The sequence below is a fragment of the Njordella calcicola genome, assembly GCF_056494125.1.
In genome coordinates this window covers 1,974,074-1,994,818 of the sequence record NZ_CM151396.1, presented here as the reverse complement: position 1 = coordinate 1,994,818, position 20,745 = coordinate 1,974,074, and the positions used below count along the sequence as shown (strand labels likewise).

Annotated in this window: 13 protein-coding genes; 4 read left to right on the top strand and 9 right to left on the bottom strand. The window is 52.5% G+C overall.

Annotated features, from left to right (window positions below; genetic code table 11):
* Positions 1-38 precede the first annotated feature (38 nt).
* From SH302x_RS07495 to dxr, 3 genes are read right to left on the bottom strand one after another with little or no spacing between them, the layout of a single operon-like run.
* Entirely contained in the window at positions 39-1,358 is a 1,320-nt protein-coding gene (locus tag SH302x_RS07495; RefSeq protein WP_479368110.1) for a hypothetical protein, read from the bottom strand.
* A gap of 23 nt (positions 1,359-1,381) precedes the next feature.
* Entirely contained in the window at positions 1,382-3,616 is a 2,235-nt protein-coding gene (locus SH302x_RS07490; protein WP_479368109.1) for a site-2 protease family protein, read from the bottom strand.
* Positions 3,613-4,818 carry a 1-deoxy-D-xylulose-5-phosphate reductoisomerase gene (gene dxr / locus SH302x_RS07485; protein WP_479368108.1) on the bottom strand — a complete coding sequence of 402 codons (1,206 nt, stop codon included), beginning with the start codon at positions 4,816-4,818 and terminating at the stop codon, positions 3,613-3,615. The genes SH302x_RS07490 and dxr overlap by 4 nt, the downstream gene beginning before the upstream one ends.
* A gap of 355 nt (positions 4,819-5,173) precedes the next feature.
* On the opposite strand from dxr, the gene ftsH reads away from it, so the two are divergent.
* Positions 5,174-7,300 (top strand): ATP-dependent zinc metalloprotease FtsH, encoded by a 2,127-nt coding sequence (gene ftsH, locus SH302x_RS07480; protein WP_479368107.1) that lies wholly within the window; start codon positions 5,174-5,176, stop codon positions 7,298-7,300.
* Positions 7,301-7,362: 62 nt separating this feature from the next.
* On the opposite strand, the gene SH302x_RS07475 is transcribed toward ftsH, so the two are convergent.
* The 3 genes from SH302x_RS07475 to SH302x_RS07465 all read right to left on the bottom strand — a co-directional run bounded on the left by SH302x_RS07475 (position 7,363) and on the right by SH302x_RS07465 (position 10,325).
* The gene (locus SH302x_RS07475) at positions 7,363-8,175 is read right to left on the bottom strand and encodes an SDR family NAD(P)-dependent oxidoreductase (RefSeq protein WP_479368106.1); all 813 of its coding nucleotides are present in this window, start codon (positions 8,173-8,175) and stop codon (positions 7,363-7,365) included.
* 51 nt (positions 8,176-8,226) lie between these two features.
* Positions 8,227-8,718 carry a ribose 5-phosphate isomerase B gene (gene rpiB / locus SH302x_RS07470; RefSeq protein WP_479368105.1) on the bottom strand — a complete coding sequence of 164 codons (492 nt, stop codon included), beginning with the start codon at positions 8,716-8,718 and terminating at the stop codon, positions 8,227-8,229.
* A gap of 86 nt (positions 8,719-8,804) precedes the next feature.
* A complete protein-coding gene (locus SH302x_RS07465) occupies positions 8,805-10,325 on the bottom strand; it encodes an NAD(P)/FAD-dependent oxidoreductase (RefSeq protein ID WP_479368104.1) in 1,521 nt (506 codons plus the stop codon).
* Positions 10,326-10,530: 205 nt separating this feature from the next.
* On the opposite strand from SH302x_RS07465, the gene SH302x_RS07460 reads away from it, so the two are divergent.
* Both SH302x_RS07460 and SH302x_RS07455 read left to right on the top strand, forming a co-directional pair.
* Entirely contained in the window at positions 10,531-11,358 is an 828-nt protein-coding gene (locus tag SH302x_RS07460; RefSeq protein ID WP_479368103.1) for an amidohydrolase family protein, read from the top strand.
* Positions 11,359-11,574: 216 nt separating this feature from the next.
* Positions 11,575-12,612 carry an aldo/keto reductase gene (locus SH302x_RS07455; RefSeq protein ID WP_479368102.1) on the top strand — a complete coding sequence of 346 codons (1,038 nt, stop codon included), beginning with the start codon at positions 11,575-11,577 and terminating at the stop codon, positions 12,610-12,612.
* Between the two features lie 165 nt (positions 12,613-12,777).
* Here SH302x_RS07455 and SH302x_RS07450 read toward each other — a convergent pair whose 3' ends face one another.
* The 3 genes from SH302x_RS07450 to SH302x_RS07440 form a co-directional block, all read right to left on the bottom strand.
* Positions 12,778-13,632: a fumarylacetoacetate hydrolase family protein gene (locus SH302x_RS07450; RefSeq protein WP_479368101.1), complete on the bottom strand. Its 855-nt coding sequence runs from the start codon at positions 13,630-13,632 to the stop codon at positions 12,778-12,780.
* 19 nt (positions 13,633-13,651) lie between these two features.
* Positions 13,652-16,963 carry a protein translocase subunit SecD gene (gene secD, locus SH302x_RS07445; RefSeq protein WP_479368100.1) on the bottom strand — a complete coding sequence of 1,104 codons (3,312 nt, stop codon included), beginning with the start codon at positions 16,961-16,963 and terminating at the stop codon, positions 13,652-13,654.
* A gap of 422 nt (positions 16,964-17,385) precedes the next feature.
* Positions 17,386-18,468 (bottom strand): PfkB family carbohydrate kinase, encoded by a 1,083-nt coding sequence (locus SH302x_RS07440; protein ID WP_479368099.1) that lies wholly within the window; start codon positions 18,466-18,468, stop codon positions 17,386-17,388.
* A 101-nt stretch (positions 18,469-18,569) separates the two neighbouring features.
* Between SH302x_RS07440 and SH302x_RS07435 the strand changes: the two genes are divergently transcribed.
* Complete coding sequence (locus SH302x_RS07435; protein WP_479368098.1) at positions 18,570-20,732, top strand: TPR end-of-group domain-containing protein; 2,163 nt, start codon at positions 18,570-18,572, stop codon at positions 20,730-20,732.
* The last annotated feature ends 13 nt before the right edge of the window (positions 20,733-20,745 follow it).

Sequence of the window (20,745 nt, the reverse complement as noted above, 5' to 3'; positions counted from 1 at the left end):
GTTCACCCCCACCTTTGCCGCTGGTATCCAACTGCCACTTATTTTGAATTGGCAGTGAACTCCAACTTGTGATCGCCATCGATCGAGATTGATATTTCGCCGGGAACAAAGCCTGGGTCGACAAAGTTCAAACGCAGCTTCATGTCATCCTTGCTTAAATCGTAATCGCCAGCGACCGACTGATCAAAATTCTTCTGGATAGTCCAGCCGTTGGATTTCTGCAATTCCAACCATTTGTCGACGGATTTCTTCGCCGTACCGCTGGCAACCGTGAGCTCGACTTTCGCATTCCCCTGATTGGCGATTTTTGAGCCTTGGATTGCAGCGATCTGGACGACGGGTGGATTCTTCTTTCGCTCCGCCATCTCGGCGGCTTGCTTGTTCTTCTCAGCAATAACCTCAGCTACACGGGCATCGGTCGCCGCCACTTGACTTGCATTTTGGTATGACAGACCGCAGCGAAGTTTACCGTCAGCTTCGCGGAACTTGATCTCGATCAAATCCTTGCGGTCATTTCGGAAGATCAGTACATCCTCAAAGCTAATTGTAATCGGTTGATCCGTGGTAGCCTTCCAGCCAAACTCGCCAAGAGCTTCCTTGTAGAAACGAATCAGGGCTTCCTTTGAAGCTAGGCTGGTAAACTGCATCGAGGTCGTGGCGTCGGCATACTGAAGCTGCTCAAACTCCGGTGGCACCGGCAGGTCGACGGACATTTGCTCGGCGGAAATTTGTACGTTCGTCTTACCGCCTTGCGCAGGCGCTGCGCTGACCATCACCTGAAGAATCACTGCATTTTTCTTCACAAAGAACGACACCGTCGTATCGCCAAACGGTTTCCAGCCTTCGTTCTTGAGGTGCTGCAGACACGCCTGACGAGTCTCCTCCACTGAAAGACCGCTGACATAAGCAGCAACGTTAGGAAACGCGTAGAGTGGCGTTAGCTCTTTGGGAACAGGCACTTTCGCCAAATCCAAATTCCCCTGGTTCTTCAGCGTCACGTTCACCTGATTCGGCTTGCCTGCTGGCATGACCATAAGGACAATCAGAAAACCCTTGCTTTGGAAATTCGCAGAAGTGTAACCTTCGGTGTAACTTGCGTTTTCTAGCTCAGTAAATCCCTTGGCCAGCAAGGCCTCACGAATCTTCTTGCCTACTTCCTCCGCATTGCCTTGGGCCATGTAACTCTGGCCCGCCACGTTTTGCAGGACCATCTTGTCCACCAAATTTACCGGTGGCAAGGTCGATAGATCCAACACATCAGCCGCTTGCTGCGCGGTGGCAGGGCTTGCCTCCTGCGCACAGCATGGTTCCAAAATAACACACACCGCCAGTAACAATGCGCAGCGCTGGATCAACATGGAAATGAGCCCTTGTAGCAAAATCAACTAAACAGACGTGATAAATTTAACACATCGTTGACGATAACAAAAACCATCAGACTTAAAAGTGCCAGCACACCGCCCATGGTCAGCTTCATCTGCAAATTTTCATCGACGGGTCGTCCCCTGATCGCTTCCACCGCGAGGAACATCATGTGGCCACCATCAAGCGCAGGGATTGGCAAGAAGTTAATGATTGCAAGGTTGGCGCTGAGCATGGTCAAGAACAACAACAAACGGGTCGGACCTTCCGAAGCCTCTTGCGTGGCAGCGTAGAAAATTACGCCAGGACCACCCAGCATATTGAGCTGAACTTTGTTGGTGACCAGCATGTAAAGAAACTTCACCACGTTCTTCATTTGGCGTCCAACTTCTTGAACCCCAAGCCCTAGTGCAGCCGCCAAATTGTCCTCGGCATAGACTCCCGACATCGGAGTGAATAGCACTCCGCGCTCAGGTGACATCCATTTCTTGTCCGGTTGCACAACCACGGTGGCCGCCAGCATTTTCCCGTCGCGCTCGTATTCGATTTTTAGCTGTGTCCCCAAAGGCAAACGCTGGATGGTTTCATTGACGTAAATGGCATTATGCAAATGGTCCAACGGTTGCTCTTGGAAGATGCTAGTTTTTCCTTGATAGGTCTTTTGAAAATAATTCGCGAGCTTTTCGTCGGATTGTCGCATGATCTGAATCTGACGTAATGAGTCGCCAGCTTTCATGCCTGCTTCCGACGCTGGCGATCCTTCTTCAATGTTTTCGACTTCCTTCAGCACGCTGACCACCAAACCGGAGCCTGGCAACTCGTAACCACTGATGGCAATCGGGCGACTAGATGTCTCTGCGAAAACAAAATTCTCTGGCACCGACCAAGTGAAATCGTACAGTTCGCCTTCCTGTGCGTTATTCATTCGTTTCAGGGTCAATGTGGCTGACTGACCAGCCAGCTTTCCAATCGCTAGCGGGAGCGTCGCGGCATCGTCGATCGAGTTTCCGTTTAAGGCAACCACCCGGTCGTTCAGTCCAACTTTGGCTTCAGCGGCCGGTGAATTGTTCTGGATTTGGACGACGGGACCAACAGCGAACTGAATACCAACGGTTCGGCGAGCGACAGGAGCCCATTGAAGTTCACGCGTCTCTGGCGACTTGCCCTTTACCGCTGCAGATTGGACAGTCACGCTCACCGTCTCGTCGAACTTGGCATCAATTCGACGATGCAACTCAAACGAAGCCGGCGCGCCCTGGGATTGGAATTCTGGCAACGCCTCACCGTTCACCGCAATGATCGTTTCGCCAATGTGAAAATCTGGCAATGTCGTATTGTTGGAAGTTAGCTGAGAATCAAAAACCACGGAGGGCAAAAAGACCCGATCGCTGGAGAACTTTGTCGTCGTTGCGCTGAGAATTCCAATCGTCATCAATGGCTTGTTCTCGTCTTTGATAATACTGCCTTTCACCGGGAGGTTCATTTCATTCCCATCGCGGCGCAGTACGATCGGAACTGGAACTTCGGAATTCGCGATCCCATGCATTGCGACCTCTTGGCGCATGTCATCAAAACGCAGTTGATCCGTTGGCGGGCGATCTGCGGAAACGCTGAGGATTTGATCGCCGGGTTCAATCCCGTGCACCCAAGCTGGATCACCGGGGATCGTATTTCCTACAACGCAAGGGATGTAAGGCACCCCCCACATAAAGGCTCCGGCAGCGAAGATCGCACCAAAAATTAAGTTCATCACAACGCCCGCCGAGATAATAATCATCCGGGCATAAACTGGTTTGGCAGGATACGAGCGGGGGTCCAGTCCCGTGGGCGTGAGTTCAACGCCGTCAACTTCCGCTTGTTCTCGAATACGTTTAGCCTCTTCTTCCGCACGACGAGGGTCATCGTCTTGGCCCAGCATTTTGACATAGCCACCCAACGGAATCGCGCCGATTCCATATTCTGTCTCGCCCCATTGAAAGTGAAACAGCTTGGCTGGCAAACGAATTGGTCCGATGCGAATAGGCACATCGAAACCAACGTAAAATTTGTCACATTTGACGCCGAAAGTTTTAGCGGCCAAAAAATGCCCAAGCTCATGGACGAAGATGACAAAGCCCAAACCTACAACGACCAAAGCGATGTTATAAAGCCGAGTTCCCCAAGCTTGCAGTCCTGATGGCTCGGCCGTTTCAATAACGCTTAGCAAGTCAAAGGAGGATTGAAGCAGGTCGTGGAGAGCGAGAAAAGAATTCATGCACAAGTGCCTTTACGGAGCTCGCTCCAACGCAAAACTTCGCGTCGAGCCCAAGCGTCCAGTTCTATTAGTTCTGACAGGGAAGGAGTTTCTACAAAATTATGTTGGTGCAATACGTCGCGTACTGCATCCGTGATATCGGTAAATCTTAGCCGTTCTTCCAGGAACAACGCTACAGCAGCTTCGTTGGCTGCGTTCAAAACCGCTCCGCTGGATCCGCCAGCCGCCGCGGCCTCGAAACCCAAGGACAACGCCGGGTAGCGCTGCAGATCCGCTGCATACCAATCCAGCTTGATCGTTTCGGTCCAATCCAGTTTACGAGCGGGTCCAGGTTTTCGTTCAGGATACGTCAGCGCATACTGAATCGGCAACCGCATATCCGGTGGGGAAATCTGAGCGATCACCGAACCATCAATGAATTCGACCATCGAATGTATCATAGATTGCGGATGGATGACGACCGAGATTTGTGTTGCTGGAATCCCAAAAAGCCAACGAGCCTCGATGATTTCGAGCGCCTTATTCATCATCGTAGCCGAATCGATGGTGATTTTGGCACCCATTTTCCAAGTTGGATGGTTCAACGCATCCTGCACTGTCGCTGTCGCCAGCCTTTCTCGCGGCCAGTCCCGCAGCGAACCTCCAGAAGCCGTAAGTACCAGTTTGCTGATCTCCGCAAGCCCACGCCCAGACAATGCGGACTGGAAAATCGCACTGTGCTCGCTGTCAATCGGCAGCAATTCAGCTCCTGATTGCATGCATTTTTTCGTAAGCAGCGGGCCTGCCACCACCAACGCTTCTTTATTGGCCAACGCCAATCGCTTGCCCGCATCGGCCGCCGCCAAGCAACTTTCCAGGCCAGCGGCCCCGACAATGGCAGCCACCACCACATCGACATCCGGTGATTGCACCATTTCGATGAGCGATTCCAGGCCCACTGAGCGGCGGCACGCAGAAAAGCCGCCTTGATCGCTTGGGACTTGGCTGCTCCAACCCGACTCTTGAGCGCATTGGCGATCAGTCAGGGCCGCCGCCACCGGCTGGTGCTGGTCTATGATTGTCCGCAGCTTGTCGACACTGCGATGCGCTGATACGGCCCAGAGACGGTAGGGGGGGCCCAGTTGCGACAGAACGTCCAAAGTCGCCGAACCAATGCTGCCCGTGCAACCTAAGACTGCTACATTTCGTCGCAGTTGGGTCACAGGCGGTTCCTTCACGTTAGTACACTCTTCAAATTCACGCTGACATCGAACACTTTTTGAAGTGCATCGCCAGCGTTACATAACTATCCACGCTCAAGATTTTAAGTCCATTACAGAATTCACTCAACCACACGCAGTTAGCTTTCTGCCGTCGACCGGACGATTAGATTATGGCGATTCTTCGATAGAACTGGTAAAAATGGAACCAGAATGTTTCGTGAATCCTTGGAAGCTCCGCTTGGAATGCGACTTGCCGACGACTGCTAATTACAGTTTCAATGGGTAGCGTGCGTTGAAACAACCGCACGCAGATGACCAAAACCGCTGACGCCTCACTTTAACCTATCAGAACCAGATGTCCGACGATAAAGACCTCGCTAAATCCAATCCGAATGAGTCGAAGCCCGGCAAGCGTGCTCCCGAAAAGAAATCTGAGTCGAAAAACAACAACTGGATTGGATATGCGGCGCTGACCGCAATTTCGCTCTTGGTGCTGGGCATGTTCCTGATGGACAGGACTTATCGTCTGTCTTATCCCAACTTGCAGGAGCTAATCCAAAACACCAAGTACATCGGGCGTGGTACAGACCAACTCGCTGAAGGCTACTCCGGCAACGTGGAAGTTATCTCGGCAACCAACAGCAAACAAACCGAAGTTTTCAGCAACATTCGCGATGTCGAAATTGGTACACAGTTCATTCGCGGAAAGGCCAAGTATGTGCTGCGCGATGCCTCGGGCAATGTCCTGACTGACAGCAAAGACCAGTGGATCACTTTCCGTACGACCAAAAACGATAACCCACAAACCAATGAAGCGTTGGTTCGATCGCTGAATGAATCCAATATCGATTGGAAGAATGCCGAACCTCCCAGCCCGCTGGCAGAGTACATTCCGTTTCTGCTGCCTTTCTTGCTGCTGCTTACGCTGGCCATTTTTATGATGCGCAAAATGAATGGTATTGGGTCGCCAATGCAGTTCGGACGCTCACGAGGTAAGCTGTATGCCGACGAAGATATCGGTGTGACCTTTGATGATGTCGCTGGCATTGATGAAGCGGTGGAAGAAGTGCGAGAGATCGTAGACTTTCTACAACACCCGGATAAGTATCAAAAGCTAGGCGGACGCATACCAAAGGGAGTACTGCTGGTCGGACCACCAGGTACTGGCAAAACGTTGCTGGCCAAAGCAATCGCGGGGGAAGCGGGCGTACCATTCTTCTCGCTCTCTGGCAGCGACTTTGTCGAGATGTTCGTGGGTGTAGGTGCGGCTCGCGTTCGCGACATGTTCCAGCAAGCGCAAGCAAAAGCCCCTTGCATTATCTTCATCGACGAACTGGATGCACTGGGAAAAAGCCGAGCCGGGAATATGCCGGGCTCTCACGACGAACGCGAACAAACGTTAAACGCGTTGCTGGTTGAAATGGACGGCTTCGATGCCAACACCAACGTGATTGTGATCGCGGCAACCAATCGTCCTGAAACGTTAGACCCAGCACTGCTGCGCTCCGGTCGTTTTGATCGCAACGTACTGGTCGATCGCCCCGACAAACAAGGTCGCGAGGAAATTCTGAAAGTCCACGTCAAGAACGTCAAGCTTGGGCCAAACGTCGAATTGCGTCATATCGCTTCGATTACGCCAGGCTTTGTCGGTGCGGATCTAGCGAATCTGGTCAACGAAGCTGCATTGCTGGCGGCTAGAAAAGGCAAATCTTCAGTAGGCCAAGAAGAGTTCAATGACGGCGTCGAGCGAGTTACCGCTGGCTTGGAAAAGAAGAAACGCATCATGAACGAATCGGAGAAGAAACGAGTTGCTTATCATGAAGCGGGACACGCTCTAGTCGCGTACTCACTGCCCGATGCCGACCCAGTACATAAAGTGTCGATCATCCCACGCGGTGTAGCTGCCCTGGGCTATACGATGCAGCGTCCCGAAGGCGATCGGTACTTGATGACACAAGCAGAACTCGAGGCGCAAATGCAAGTCTTGTTAGCCGGCACCATCACGGAAGAATTGGTTTTCCGCGATATCAGCACCGGCGCATCGAACGACCTCGAACGCGCGACCTCCATCGCTCGCGGCATGGTGATGGAATATGGCATGAGTCGACTGGGACGAATCAATTATCGCGAGTCCAACCGATCGCCATTTTTAAGCACCGCCACTGAAAGCTATGGTCGCGAACACTCAGAACAAACTCTACGAGAAATCGACCAGGAAGTGAAACGCATCATCGATGAAGCCGTCGTGCGAACCCGAGCAATCCTCAGCGAGCGACGCGCAGCTCTTGAAGCGTTGTCACAGCGATTGATCGACGTCGAAGTGGTAGATGCCGACGATTTGCAACGCATTATCGATTCCGCCTTGCCAGGCCCGCGCGTTGTACCCGGCACCATGAACGCGAAACCTCCCGTGACCAAAGACCCTCGCGAAGGACAAGTCATCGCACCGACATCGACGGAAGGGAAAACGTCGACCATCTAGGTTTAATCGCGATGCCGTTCAACGCTTGTTGGTAGTACCCGTTTCCTTGAACGCGACTCGTCTTAGTCCGCGTAGTTGGGTTTCCAGCCGCCGTTGATCGCGATGACCTGACCATTAATGAACTCCGCTTGCATGCTACTAAGCCACACTGCAGCACGCGCAATGTCCAGTGGGCTTCCCCAGCGTCCAAGCGCTGACTCGCCAACCGCACGCGATTGCCATGCTTGCGACGCTTCCTGGCCCCAACTGGTTTGGATCCAACCGGGAGCAAGGCAGTTTACACGGACCCGCGGCCCCACTGTTAACGCAAGCGATCGCGAAAATGCAGCTATCGCCGCTTTCGTTGCTCCAAAGAATTGCGCGCTGTCGCCAGCCATAGCTCGTTCGGCTTGGTCCCAAGAGATATTGATGATGCAAGGGCGAGCCGCATTCAATGACGACTGATTCTGCATCACCTCTGCCGCCATTCTGCTTAACTGAATCGTCGCTCGTACATCGACAGCCCAGAGTCGATCCAGCTTTTCTGCAAAGCTCCATTTGGCTGCAGCCCCCGTCAATACATCAGCCCCTGCCGCGTTGACCCAGACATCGATTCGCTGACGCCAGTTCAACGCTTTGGAAAAAAGCTCCTCAATTCCGATGTCCGTAGCAAGATCTGCGAGGCTGCCGTCACAAGTACTTCCCCCACCATCAGCTAAACCCAGAGATGCTTGTGAGAGCTTCGTAAGTTGTGCAAGTGTCTTTGCCAGTCCAACTTGATTTCGATTCCCGTGCGCGTAGACACAATACCCCGCTTGAGCAAACTCCCAAGCGATCGCCTGCCCGATCCCTGAGGACGATCCAGTAATGACGGCGACAGGAGCTTGGTCGATCATAAATTGCCGCAGCGAATAAAGAAGTCAGCGTACGTGCATCAGCTCGCAAGCCTACTTGCGTTTCTGCTTCATCGTACGTTGTTCGATGTCAAGGATTTTTTGCAGGCGTCTGGCATGACGTGCTTGAGGTGCATATCGTGCATTCAAAAACGCTTTGATAATCTCATAAGCAACCTCTGGCCCAATGACGCGAGCTCCGATACACAACACATTCATATCGTCATGCTCGACACCTTGCCGCGCACTGTAAGTATCGTGGCATAGGGAAGCCCGAATTCCAGGAAACTTGTTAGCCGCTACACTCACCCCCACTCCTGACCCACAGACCAAGATTCCGCGATCGACTTCGCCCGCAATAATCTTTTTCGCAACAGCTTCCGCAAAGTCTGGAAAGTCGCTCGGCTCGCTATCAAACGTGCCGCAGTCGACGAAGGTGACTTTTTGGTCGCCCAGCAACTTCGTCACCTCTTCCTTCATCGAAAATCCAGCGTGGTCACCACCTACCGCATAACGAAGTTTTGCGGCCAATTTTTTTGAACTCATAGCGTGCGGTCGGTCAAGAAAAGTTCGATCTGCCAAGGAAGAGCGAAAAATGTAGATGCTTTAGCCGAAATTGGCAAGCCGCCCGGCTAAAGCAACCATTTTGCAACCGCAGAATGCTCGATCCGATTTCGAGCCTGATCGCTCAACAAATCCACGCGATTCCAGGGCGCAATGCACTCTACCAGCCTGCTGCGAATCATCGGATACGCGTCATTTTTTTCCGCTGCCGAGCATGCCTTTAGCTTAGTTGCCAGCCCTTGAATTTGGGCTTGCAATCGCAAGTCAGACACGCTTAGAAAATCATCGGATACAAGGCTACTGGCAGACGTCGCCTGCTCCTGAGCAATCACAGCGACAAAGTAGGCCGCCGTTAGATCCATGAACAGCCTCGGGTTAGGCAAGCCGGCATAGCACAGCGATACCAACCTATCAATCCAGCGGATTTCTCTTTCCAGTTGCCGTTGGTAGCCTTCCAATCTGGCATCGATATCGATCTCCGCGCCTAACAGAATCTCTGCGAGCCTTCGAACGCCGATTAAATTGTGAGCGATGCCGGTACTGTGCAGAGGGTCAATAAATCCGAAGGCATTGGGCAGCGCAACCCATCCTGGCCCATACGACATGCGATTGACTCTCGCTAACGGCGTTTCCTGACGGTGCATGCGACCGATCAATCGCGGCTGCTTCGCGACAGAATCAATCAACGTTGCATCGCCAAGCAAACGCTGCAATGTTGGGTACCGAGCCAAGACGCCCGACCACTGCTGGTCCAACGGTGTCACACGATCACAACTCATCAGCCCGACACTGGTAATGTCTTGCTGAAAACGCAGGAACCACAGCCAGCCATCTTCAATGATATGATGCTGCGCTGCATGATCCGGATCGAAGATGGGGCAAGCTTCAACCTCGCTGTCGCAGGCCATCGAACCAACGCCCTGAAAATGTCCATAGATTGCGGACGCTTTGGTTTCCAATTCGCCGTCGCTTTGCCCTGCGTTTAGATGCGTCCGGCTGAACATCCCATTGCCTGTTGCATCGATCAACCAGCGAGCTTCGATCCCATATGGCTCTGACCGACCAGCTTGATCATGTACCAAAACTTGCCATCGATCGCCGCGACGTTTCAACTCAGTAACGCTTGAGTTCTGATACAACTCCGCCCCCTGTCGCAGGGCAAGCTGGGAAAGAAACAGGTCGACATCACTTCGCAGCCAATGTGTATCGCTGAAGTTATCGCTGATCGAGGCGGCGACCAAACTCGAATTGGAATGCTTCTGATCATCTTCGAAAGCACGATTGGGGTGATGACAAAAATAACTGAACCCACGCTTCAAGCCGCAGCGAACCTCAGGATACGCTCGCTGCCAACTGCCAAAGGAAGCCAGCGTTCGCAACTCTTCAAGCCCATATTGATCCCCTAATGAAGCGAGCGTGGCATCTGCGGTCGGAGTGCTCGATTCACCAATTGCAAATCTTGGATGCTGATCGCGGTCGATGACAACGACCGATCTTCCGGATTTGGCCAAGATAGTGCCTAGAATGCTGCCGCCGTAGCCGGAACCGATGACGAGAAAATCACACTGAAACATGCGTACTGTGACCAACGTGTTGAACCTTGCGATTCGAGCTAACCGAGCTATCCGGCTTCTGCATTCCCAGTGTGGGAGGTATCATGACAATTTTAGCAATGTTGCTAACCGTTGATGGGAATGGCTGAACAACCGCTTGGTTGTGGACGTTACCACCATTATTTCAGCTTCCGCATTTTCAACCAGCCGTCGCTCGGTCGACCAGAGAACCTGCCAAACTATGCGAATTGATTCTCACCATCACTTTTGGAGCTATGACCCGCAGCAGTACCCTTGGATCAACGATTCGATGTCGACGTTGCGGCAAGATTTCCTACCCAAAGACCTCAGCGATGTGGCGTACGCTACTGGCGTTTCACGCGTGATCTCGGTCCAAGCGCGGCAGTCTGTCCAAGAAACGGAGTGGCTACTGGATTTCGCACGGCAATATGAATTGATTGGCGGAGTGGTCGGCTGGGCTCCATTGAAAGACCCAGATGTCGATCGCATCATGGAACGATGGACACACTATGGATGGCTTAAGTCGATACGTCATGTGGTCCAAGACGAACCAGCAGGCTTCTTGGACTCCAGCGATTTCGACCAGGGCATCCAAGTGCTACCCCGGTACGACTTAGCCTACGATCTGCTGATCTACGCTCACCAATTACCCGAAGCGATTCGGTTTGTCGATCGGCATCCCAAAGTTCGCATCATTCTGGACCACATTGCAAAACCAAAAATAGAATCTGGCAGCTTTGACCAAGCATGGGAGACCAATCTCCGAGAACTGGCCAAGCGTCCGAACGTCGCTTGTAAGTTCTCTGGGGTGGCCACCGAAGTCCGCGACGAACAGTGGGACGTCGATTCTATCGCTCGCTATTGGAGCACGGCCTGCGATGCGTTCAGCCCCCAACGTTTGATGTTTGGCAGCGATTGGCCAGTTTGCCTACTGAAGACATCGTACGCGAACTGGATCGAAGTCTGCGAAACTCTGACCAAGCAACTTAGCGACGAAGAACAAAAATCATTTTGGAGCGGTGCTGCTACCTACTGGTATCAGTTGTAGCCCTAGCGTCACAACGTTTAATTAACCGTGTACCTATCGGGCCGCGTTTCGTTCAACCGCGTGCCCAACGGGCCGCGTCACAGCCATGGGGCCCCAACAAACGCGGGGTGCTGCCCTCGCGGTTCAACAAACCCAGCAGCGTCACTCAAACTTGTGTAGACAACAGCGCCGACCGTCGGGTTTCAGGTGGAAGGGATGATAAGGAAAGCAGATTCAATGTTGGTCACACTTGGAAGTTCAGGCGTCACGATCCCCCGCATCGTTTTTGGAACAACCTGCTTGGGAAATTTGTTCGGTGTGATACCAGACCAACAAAAGCACGATTTGATTGCCGCTTGGTTTGCCTCTCAACCAGGCCCCATCGCGATTGATGCCGCGGGGAAATATGGCGCGGGGATGGCGCTAGAGATCCTCGGCCGCGTTTTGCATGAACTGAACGTAGAGCAATCGCAGATCGTGCTGAATAACAAACTCGGCTGGCGTCGCGTTCCACTGACAAACGCTAAACAATCCTTTGAACCCGACGCTTGGTTTGGCTTGCAGCATGATGCCATACAAGACATCAGCTATGACGGAATCCTGCGTTGCTGGCAGCAGGGTTGCGAATTGTTGGGCCCTTACAAACCTCAACTCATTTCGTTGCACGATCCGGACGACTACTTGGCAAGCGCGACCAGCGAAGCAGATGCGGCCGCAAAACAAGACAACATTTTGGAAGCCTATCGAGCGCTGCAGTATCTGAAACAACAGGGGGCCGCGATCGCAGTGGGAGTCGGAGCGAAAAACTGGCGAACAATCCAGACGCTCAAAAGGGACTGCGATTTCGATTGGGTCATGCTGGCCAATAGCTTTACCGTCATGAATCACCCCCCCGAACTGCTTGCTTTTTTGGACGAATTGCAGAGCGACCACATCGGCGTCATCAACTCAGCGGTTTTCCAAGGCGGCTTTGTTGTCGGCGGCGACTTATACGACTACCGCCCACTCGATCTGAACGATCCGAACGACCGCGAGCGTCAGCGATGGCGGACCGAGTTCCATCAATTATGTGAGCAGTTTAGTACAACGCCGTTTCAAGCGGCCGTCGATTTTGGGCTCAGTCATCCGGCTATTGCTGCCGTGGCACTTTCCACCAGCCAACCCCAGCGTGTTCCTGGCCTGGTGGAATCTGCCTCGCTTAAACTGCCGCAAGCCTTTTGGGAACAAGCGACCCAGCGCGGCTTAATCAGCTATCTACCGCCTACGGATGTTTGATAACCGCAGTTCCGGCAAATCCAATGCAGCACGTCGGCCGGTAACAAGGTCGCCGCTCATGGCCAAAACTGATCGACACCAATTTGCGCCGACAAAAAGCTAGCGAGCTAGCTCAACTCCCAGCGACCGCAGTTCCGGCAAATCGAAGGTCACTTGCCGAGGGCTCTACCCCTGAACAATGTAGTTTTCCAAAGTACCGATTCCGTCGATCGAAATCTTGACGACGTCTTTTGGTTGCAACGTAAAATTGCTGTCAGGCACGATCCCAGTTCCAGTCAGCAGAATGGCCCCGTGAGGCATATCGTTGTCGCGGAAAAGCCATTGCACCAGATCCTCAACCTTACGTTTCATTGCGGAAACGCCAGTCGAACCACCGAAGACTTCCTGGCCGTCGCGCAGCACGCTTAAATGAATCTCGACGGACATCAAATCAGGCATCGACTCGATCAGCGTAACACAGGGCCCAAGGCCGCAGCATTGGTTATAAAGCTTTGCTTGAGGCAGATACAACGGATTATCGCCCTCAATGTCGCGTGAACTCATGTCATTTCCAATAGTGAAACCGACAATGCGAGCCGTGGGTGAAAGAACGAGTGCTAGTTCCGGTTCTGGAACATTCCACGTCGCATCTTTGCGAATTCGTAAAGGCCCGCCGTGACCACTGACACGACTGGGGGTCGCTTTGAAAAACAGCTCTGGTCGATCCGCATCATAAACGCGGTCGTAGCAATCCTTGGCCGCCTCCGACTCTTCCATTCGAGCGGCTTGTGAGCGTTTGTAAGTTACACCAGCAGCCCAGATTTCTTGGTGATCGATCGGTGCAAGCAACTTCGCGTCCGCAAGCGCAATTGGGTTTGAGCGTATGGCCATAGAGCCTACTTTGTCTGCAACCGCAGGATCAAAGAGCAACTCCGACAGACTTGCATAATTAAACGAGGTTAGATCCAGCGGATGAACATATCCGGCTTCGATCTTGCCAACGTCAGGGCCATTCTCGCCTTCAAATTTAACTAACTGCATGATGTTCCTCTTGAGATGATTATGCCGCGCGAGCGGTCTTCTTGGCTTCTTCGCGATCGGCGAACCACAACAACAGCGGAGCGGCCACAAAGATCGACGAATAAGTTCCAACTACGATACCGATCAACAAGGCATAGCAGAAAGGATGGACTGCTTCGCCACCAAAAATGTATAGCAACAAGATCGCAAAAATGGTCGTGGCGGACGTCAGCAACGTTCGACCTAACGTTTGATTCACGCTGTGATTGATCATATCAGAAGTCAATCTTGGAGCTTTGCCTTTCACTTCCCGGATTCGGTCAAACACAACGATCGTATCGTTCAGCGAGTAACCGATGATGGTCAAGAAGGCCGCTACCATATTCAACGAGATTTTGAAGTCATCGATCAGCAAGAAACCCAACGGTCGGAACAACCAATGGCTGACCGCGACAAACGCGAGCGTAATAAGAATGTCGTGCATCAACGCCACGAGAGCTGCCAAGCCGTAGGATATCTTTTGAAATCGGAACCAGATATAGGCCACGATTAAAATCATGCTGACGACCAAAGCCAAGATCGCTCGGGTTTGCATCTCGCCGGCGACGCGCGAATCAATCTTGGAAACCGATTGCCAAATAGGTTCGTCGGCCAAGTGACCTTCAAACTTCGCCATCAAATCTCGAGTGGTCGCGTCATCTAGCGGTAGACTGACAGTCCATTGCGGATACCCAACATCGCTCGCTCGTGTCCAGCTTTCCGCGTTCTTTGGGATGATTTGGATTTGGCTCTCATTGAGCTTCAGTCCGATATCGCCGCCAGCCACAATCAATTTATCCAATATTCCTGAAGCATTGATCCGAGCTTCTTTGTTATCACCAGATTGGAAAGCGATTGCCACGGAAGTTCTGACCGCAGCAATGTTTTCTTGCACCTCAATCCCAGGCACACCGCCATCCGAACTAGTGGGAGCATCCGCGGGCACCTCTGTTTCAATTTCGGTCACCTCAGCTTCCGCCTCAGCGTTTTCCGCCGGTGCTGGCTGTTCAACCGCCGCTTCCGCATCAGGGCTCGCCGGAGCTTCTGCGGCTGGTGCCGAGTCGTCCTGGGCCTCGGCCGCAGGTTCCTCTTGGAAAGCAACGTATTTCATTCGTAAACGATACGGCACAAGGTCGCCAGAGCTTGTCGGCGAACCTCCAATACTTGTTTGAACCTTGTATGTCAGCAACCGCACGCCCGCAGGGCTTTGCTCAAAACCATCCACCAAACGTTTCGTTACGGCTTCGACGTTCTGCATCGAAGTCACTAATTTATAAACGCGATCTTTTCCATACTCGTCCATCTTGACGCTGGTCAAGTTGGTCTCGATCGGCAGTTTGTTATCATCTTCGCTGAAAATCGACTTAACTAATGATCGTACTTGATCGGTCGGCATTTCCTTGTCCAGCACAAAAACGTGCATGGTTCCGCCGTTGAAATCGATATCCAACATCTGCGTTCCGCGAATCAACGGCGTAACGATACCAGCCAAGATTCCAACGGCAGAAATCGCATAGCAGATATTACGGAACGACATAAAATCGATGTCCTTCTCCCCCAGAAAATTCTTTCGCATGAACGCGACAATGTCCGACATGCCAAAGCTGACCCAACGCATGCGTTCGCTGATCTCAAAGATAACTCGCGAACAAAATACTGCTGTAAACATACTGGCCGCCAAACCGATGATCAGCGTAATCGCAAAACCACGAACTTGGTCAGTACCCACCCAGTAAAGGACAACAGCCGAGATCAACGTTGTTAAGTTCGAGTCAATAATCGTTGTGATCGCTCGGTCGAACCCATTTCGAATAGCCAGTCTCCCGGTGGAACGCTTAGCCATTTCTTCACGAATACGTTCAAACACCAACACGTTGGCGTCAACCGACATACCCACCGACAGTACCAAACCAGCCAGACCAGGTAGCGTAATCGGCTGGCGAATGATGACCATCGATGCCAGAATGATTAGCAGGTTGATACCCAATGCGATACACGCGACAATCCCCGAGAATCTGTAGTAAACCAACATGAACAGGACTGTGGCAACTAAGCCCATTACAGCGGCCATGAAGCCTTTGGTAATGGCGTCCAAGCCCATTTCCGCGCCGACTTGATTTTCGCTGATAGGCACTTTATTTAAGGCGGCTGGCAACGAGCCCGACTGCAGAATCTTCTGTAAAAACTCTGCTTCCGCTCGAGTAAAATTACCGGTGATCACACCACTGCTGGAAATCGGAGCGTTCAAGTTTGGAGCCGACAGAATTCGGTTATCCAGTAGGATCGCCATTTGCCGACTGAAATCACGTTTTGGGTCAGGTTGATTCCGCAATGTCAATTTCGAAAGCTTAGCGGCACCGTCGGTCCGCATATTAAATTGCACCTCATAGCCACCATTGGTACTGGCAGACACCCGTGCGTTGGCGATATCGGAACCTGTCACGACAGGGAAGGGCTGGCCGCCACGCTCCAGGGCCAGCAGCAATTCCACTTCTGGGATTCCTTGCCGCTGCAGCCAGCGTTCAAATCCATTGGTTTCGTTAGAGCCTGGATAGGGTGGCAGCAAGCGTCCCGTGCTGGCATCGCGAGCTAAGTTTGAACTTCCAATTGGACTACGCAACGCTCGCACGCCGTTCTTCACTTCGTCTTCGCGGCCAACGGTTCGCCAAATCGCGACCACGTCCCCTTTATCGTTGACGACATCGCGAGCCATTCGGTCGAACTCGACTGGATTTTCTGCTTGCTTGCGAGCAAACGACATGATGTCCGCATGGTCGCTGGCGTTAGCGACAATCTTGAACTCCAAAATCCCAGCCTGGGAAATCATGCGCTTAATCTCGTCCACTTCCATTTGCTGGACGTTCGGAATGATGATTTCGACTTGGTCATTGCCGCTGGGGCGAATCAAAATTTCCTTGGTTCCAGCCGGGTTGATACGTTCGGCCAGTGGCTTAATCAGATCTTTAGCGGTCACTTCCGCTCCGCCTTGACTGGCCTCCCGCATCGCCGTGCGGTCCAGTTCATAAATCAGGTCGGTACCACCGATGATGTCGATCCCGTATCGAAGTTCATTGGTTCCCAGAATGATCAAGCAGCCAGTTAAAGTTGCTAGAATGATGCCGATGGATGATCCGTGCGTCGGCATTTTGATACGTTTGGCAATGAATCGCCCAACGATGAACGGCAGGATGAAAACGGCAACAATCACCGCAATCATCTTCAATCCATTGACAAACGGCGACTCAAGCGACGCACCGGCGGAAATAGAGGAATTTGCTTGAGCGAGAAGATGTAGGGGGGAAGGCCACGACATGTGCGTAATTTTTGCGATTTCGTAAGATTGCTGTAAGTGATGGGAGAGGAAACCAGTGGCACGCCCATCCCAACGACTCCGAAAAGCCATCTCGGAAGTTGGTCGCAAATGCGCTTCCAATGCACACCGATATAACTCTTAAACAGTTCTGCGCGTCTGCGGGGATGATGCCTAGCCGCAATTTCCTGACAGAAACCCGCAAGTCTATGCTTGTCTCATCTTCCTGCCAAGAGCGGTTTGACAGGTATGGGCCAGTTGGATGCCTTCATTTTCTCGCTTTCGTGGCCTTCTTGCCGCTTAGGTCGACCTAAGCGGCAGTCCAATTCGAAGAACTTCAAAAACCACGGCAACCAAAGCGGACGTCCAAAACAGACGTCCACCGACCGTTGAAAACGTTAGCTGCGGACCAAGCTGGAGTTGGCCTAGCGCTGAACGCGAGCCGAACCGCCCTTGGCCAAGGCTTCGACTTCTGGCAGTTTGGCCATCGTGACGTCGCCGGGGAATGTGGTCAGCAACGCACCATGAGCCCAACCCAACCGCAACGCTTGCTCAGGCTCCTTGCCCGCCAACATGCCGTAAATCAAACCTGCCGCAAAACCATCGCCGCCGCCAATCCGGTCAATCACATCCAATTGCATTGTGGGACTGACATATTGTTTGCCGTCGTACCACAAAACTGCGGCCCATTCATGCCGATTGGTCGATTTGACTTCTCGCAATGTGGTCGCAATCATCTTGACGTTGGGGAACTTCTTGGTCGCTTTCTCAATCATTTGGAAGAACGAAGCGGGATCTAAGCTGGATGCTTTTTCGACGTCTTGGCCTTCGATACCAAGCCCTTTTTGCAAGTCTTCTTCGTTACCGACAAGCATATCGACGTTTTCCACGATCTTGCTAATCCGTTCTTGGCCCACGGAATCGCCCCCCAAAGCGGACCACAGCTTGGCTCGGTAATTCAAGTCAAATGAGGTGACCGCCCCAGCCGCTTTGGCTGCCTTCATGCCCTCAATGATCAAATCGGACGTGGTGTCAGAAAGCGCCGCAAAAATACCGCCACTGTGAAACCAGCGACAACCGGCAGCAAAGATCGATTTCCAATCGAAATCGCCAGCCTTCAGCATTCCACCCGCTTCATTGGCGCGATTGTAAAACACGATCGGCGGTCGAACTCCCAAACCCCGGTCACTGTACACAGTGGCAATGTTGGGGCCGTTCACGCCATTGTGCTTGAACATCTTGTAATAAGTCTTCACACCCATCTGGCGAATGCGCGCCTGAACTAATTCGCCGATAGGATAATCGACCATGGCGGTGGCGACGCCGGTGCTCAAACCAAAGCAATCCGACAAATTCGCCGCTACGTTGTATTCACCACCAGACACATGAATATCCAGTTGCTGTGCACGTCGGAACGGCAGAATGCCTGGGTCAAGCCGATGAACTACTGCTCCCAAGGATAGAAAGTCCAACGCACAATCATCTTTCCGAATGCTCAACTGAGCCATATCTGACCTACCTTTTTCAACTTACCTTTGCAAAGAAACGTGAAACGCCTTCTAATGTAACCAGCTCTGAACCAGATCCTAGTGGGGGTAGGTAACACCGCATGACGCCTGAAAATCTGAATATTCGTATCGCTAGCGTTAGCCTAGACTTCATTCGCCTAACGGCAGCTTGCCTCGCCAGCTTCCTATTCTCATGGCAAACAAGCGGCACAATTCAAGCCGGAGCCACCGCTTCCAGTTGGGTCGTCGTCGTCAACGGCGATTCACAGAACTCACGAACCGTTGCAAACCACTTTATCAAGTTGCGCAACATCCCCGCCCGCAACGTCATCGTTCTGCAGGCATTGCCCGCAGGCGAGACAATCTCACAGGATGTTTTCAAATCAACGATTCTCCAACCGGTGCTCACGGAGATTGAGAAACGCAACCTCACACCGCATATCCAAGGCATCGCCTACAGTTGTGACATTCCGACCCGCATCACCGTGACGCCGGCCGTCAATGTTCCTGCCGAACAACGAGCGTGGTTCTCGCCCATCGCAAGCCTGAATTCTGCGACTTACTTGTATCAACAAGTTCTGGCGAATCAAAGCATCGTGTCGCTGTACAACAACTTCTATTGCCGATTGCCCGTTCAGCAAACTTTGCAATTGCCCATCCCGGACGACATGCGGCCGCTGTTGCAATCCGCTTCCAAAGCAGCCACCGAAAACGATAACGCTGGGCCCACCGACGCCACAGAGCCCAGCAACGCGACAGAGCCCAACGATGCCACGTCAACTCCAGAGCCAACCAAAGAATTACGAGTGGATCGCAAGTTTCTCGAAGCCTACGTGAAACGTTTTCCCTACCAAAGCTCGGCTTGGTTCCAGCTTGCTGTTCTCGCGGCTCAAAGCGGCCAAGCAGATGAAGCACTCGACAACCTCGGCAAAGCAGTTGAAGCCGGTTGGAGCTACGGCAAACTAATCGACGAACATCCTGCTTTCAAAAGCTTACGCACCGAAAGTCGTTTTCAAACGTTGCGCATCGCGACCGAGAACGCGCCTATCGATTGGACCGAGCCACGCGGCTTTGACGCTCGATTGACGTACACTCCTAACGGAATCGAAACGCGGGACAATACCGGTGGCAGTCGCTATCTCATGTCCATCGTGCTGGCGGCTACTCAGCCCGTTGGAAACTCTCTAGAACAAGCGATCGCCGTACTGCAACGCAGCGTTACAGCCGATTTCACGCAGCCCAAGGGCACCTTCTACTTTACGTCGACATCTGACGTGCGAACCAAGTGCCGCGAACCGCTGTTTGATTTGGCCATCGAAAAACTTAAATCGGCCGGCTTTCAAGCAGAAAAGATCACGACCACGTTTCCCATCCGCAAGAACGCTGTCGCTGGCGTAACCATGGGTTCTGCATCCTTTTCCTGGCTCGCATCTGGCTCAACACTTCTACCTGGCGCCATTGGCGATAACCTCACCAGCTTGAACGGCATGATGAATCAAGCTGGCCAAACCAAGCTGACTGAATTTCTCGCTCATGGAGCCGCCGGCAGCAGCGGTGCAGTCAATGAACCTTATTCGTTGCAACAAAAATTCCCTCTTCCGCTGATCCATGAAACCTACGCGCGTGGTTCAACTCTAGCCGAAGCGTTTTACCAAAACGTAATGGGCCCCTACCAGTTGCTGATCGTGGGCGATCCACTTTGCCAGCCGTGGGCAACTCCGCCAGAATTCGATATCACCGGTGTGGCCGCAGACCAACATATCACCAACGCCATGGAAATACGCATCGCCTCAAAAAGCTCAACGTCGACTGCGGGCCCCGTCTCCTTTCTGGTTCTAACCGACGGAGTCGTCAAGGCCGCGGGAAGCAACCAAATCGCTGTGCGAATTGACGCCAAGCAACAAGCTTTGCAAGGGTACGAAGAATTGCGAGTGATCGCTCAAGACAATTCTACTGAGCGCGTGCGACTCGAAAAGTCGATCGAGTTCTGCTTTGGCCCCCCCGAAGATCAACTGCAATTGATTGTGCCGTCACAAGTGGCCGCTTCCAACTCCAATGCCGTCGAACTCAAACTAAGCAAAGCTTGGCCAACCGAGGTCACCATCATGCATCACTTTGAAACGGTAGCGACCATTCCCGCACAACAAGAATCGGTCACTTTGGACGCCTCAAAACTTGGTGTCGGGCCGATTCGCTTGCAAGCTTCCACAAAATTGAACAACCGAACGATCCGCTCGCGCCACGAATGGTTCAATATCCAGTAGGATGATATTGCAT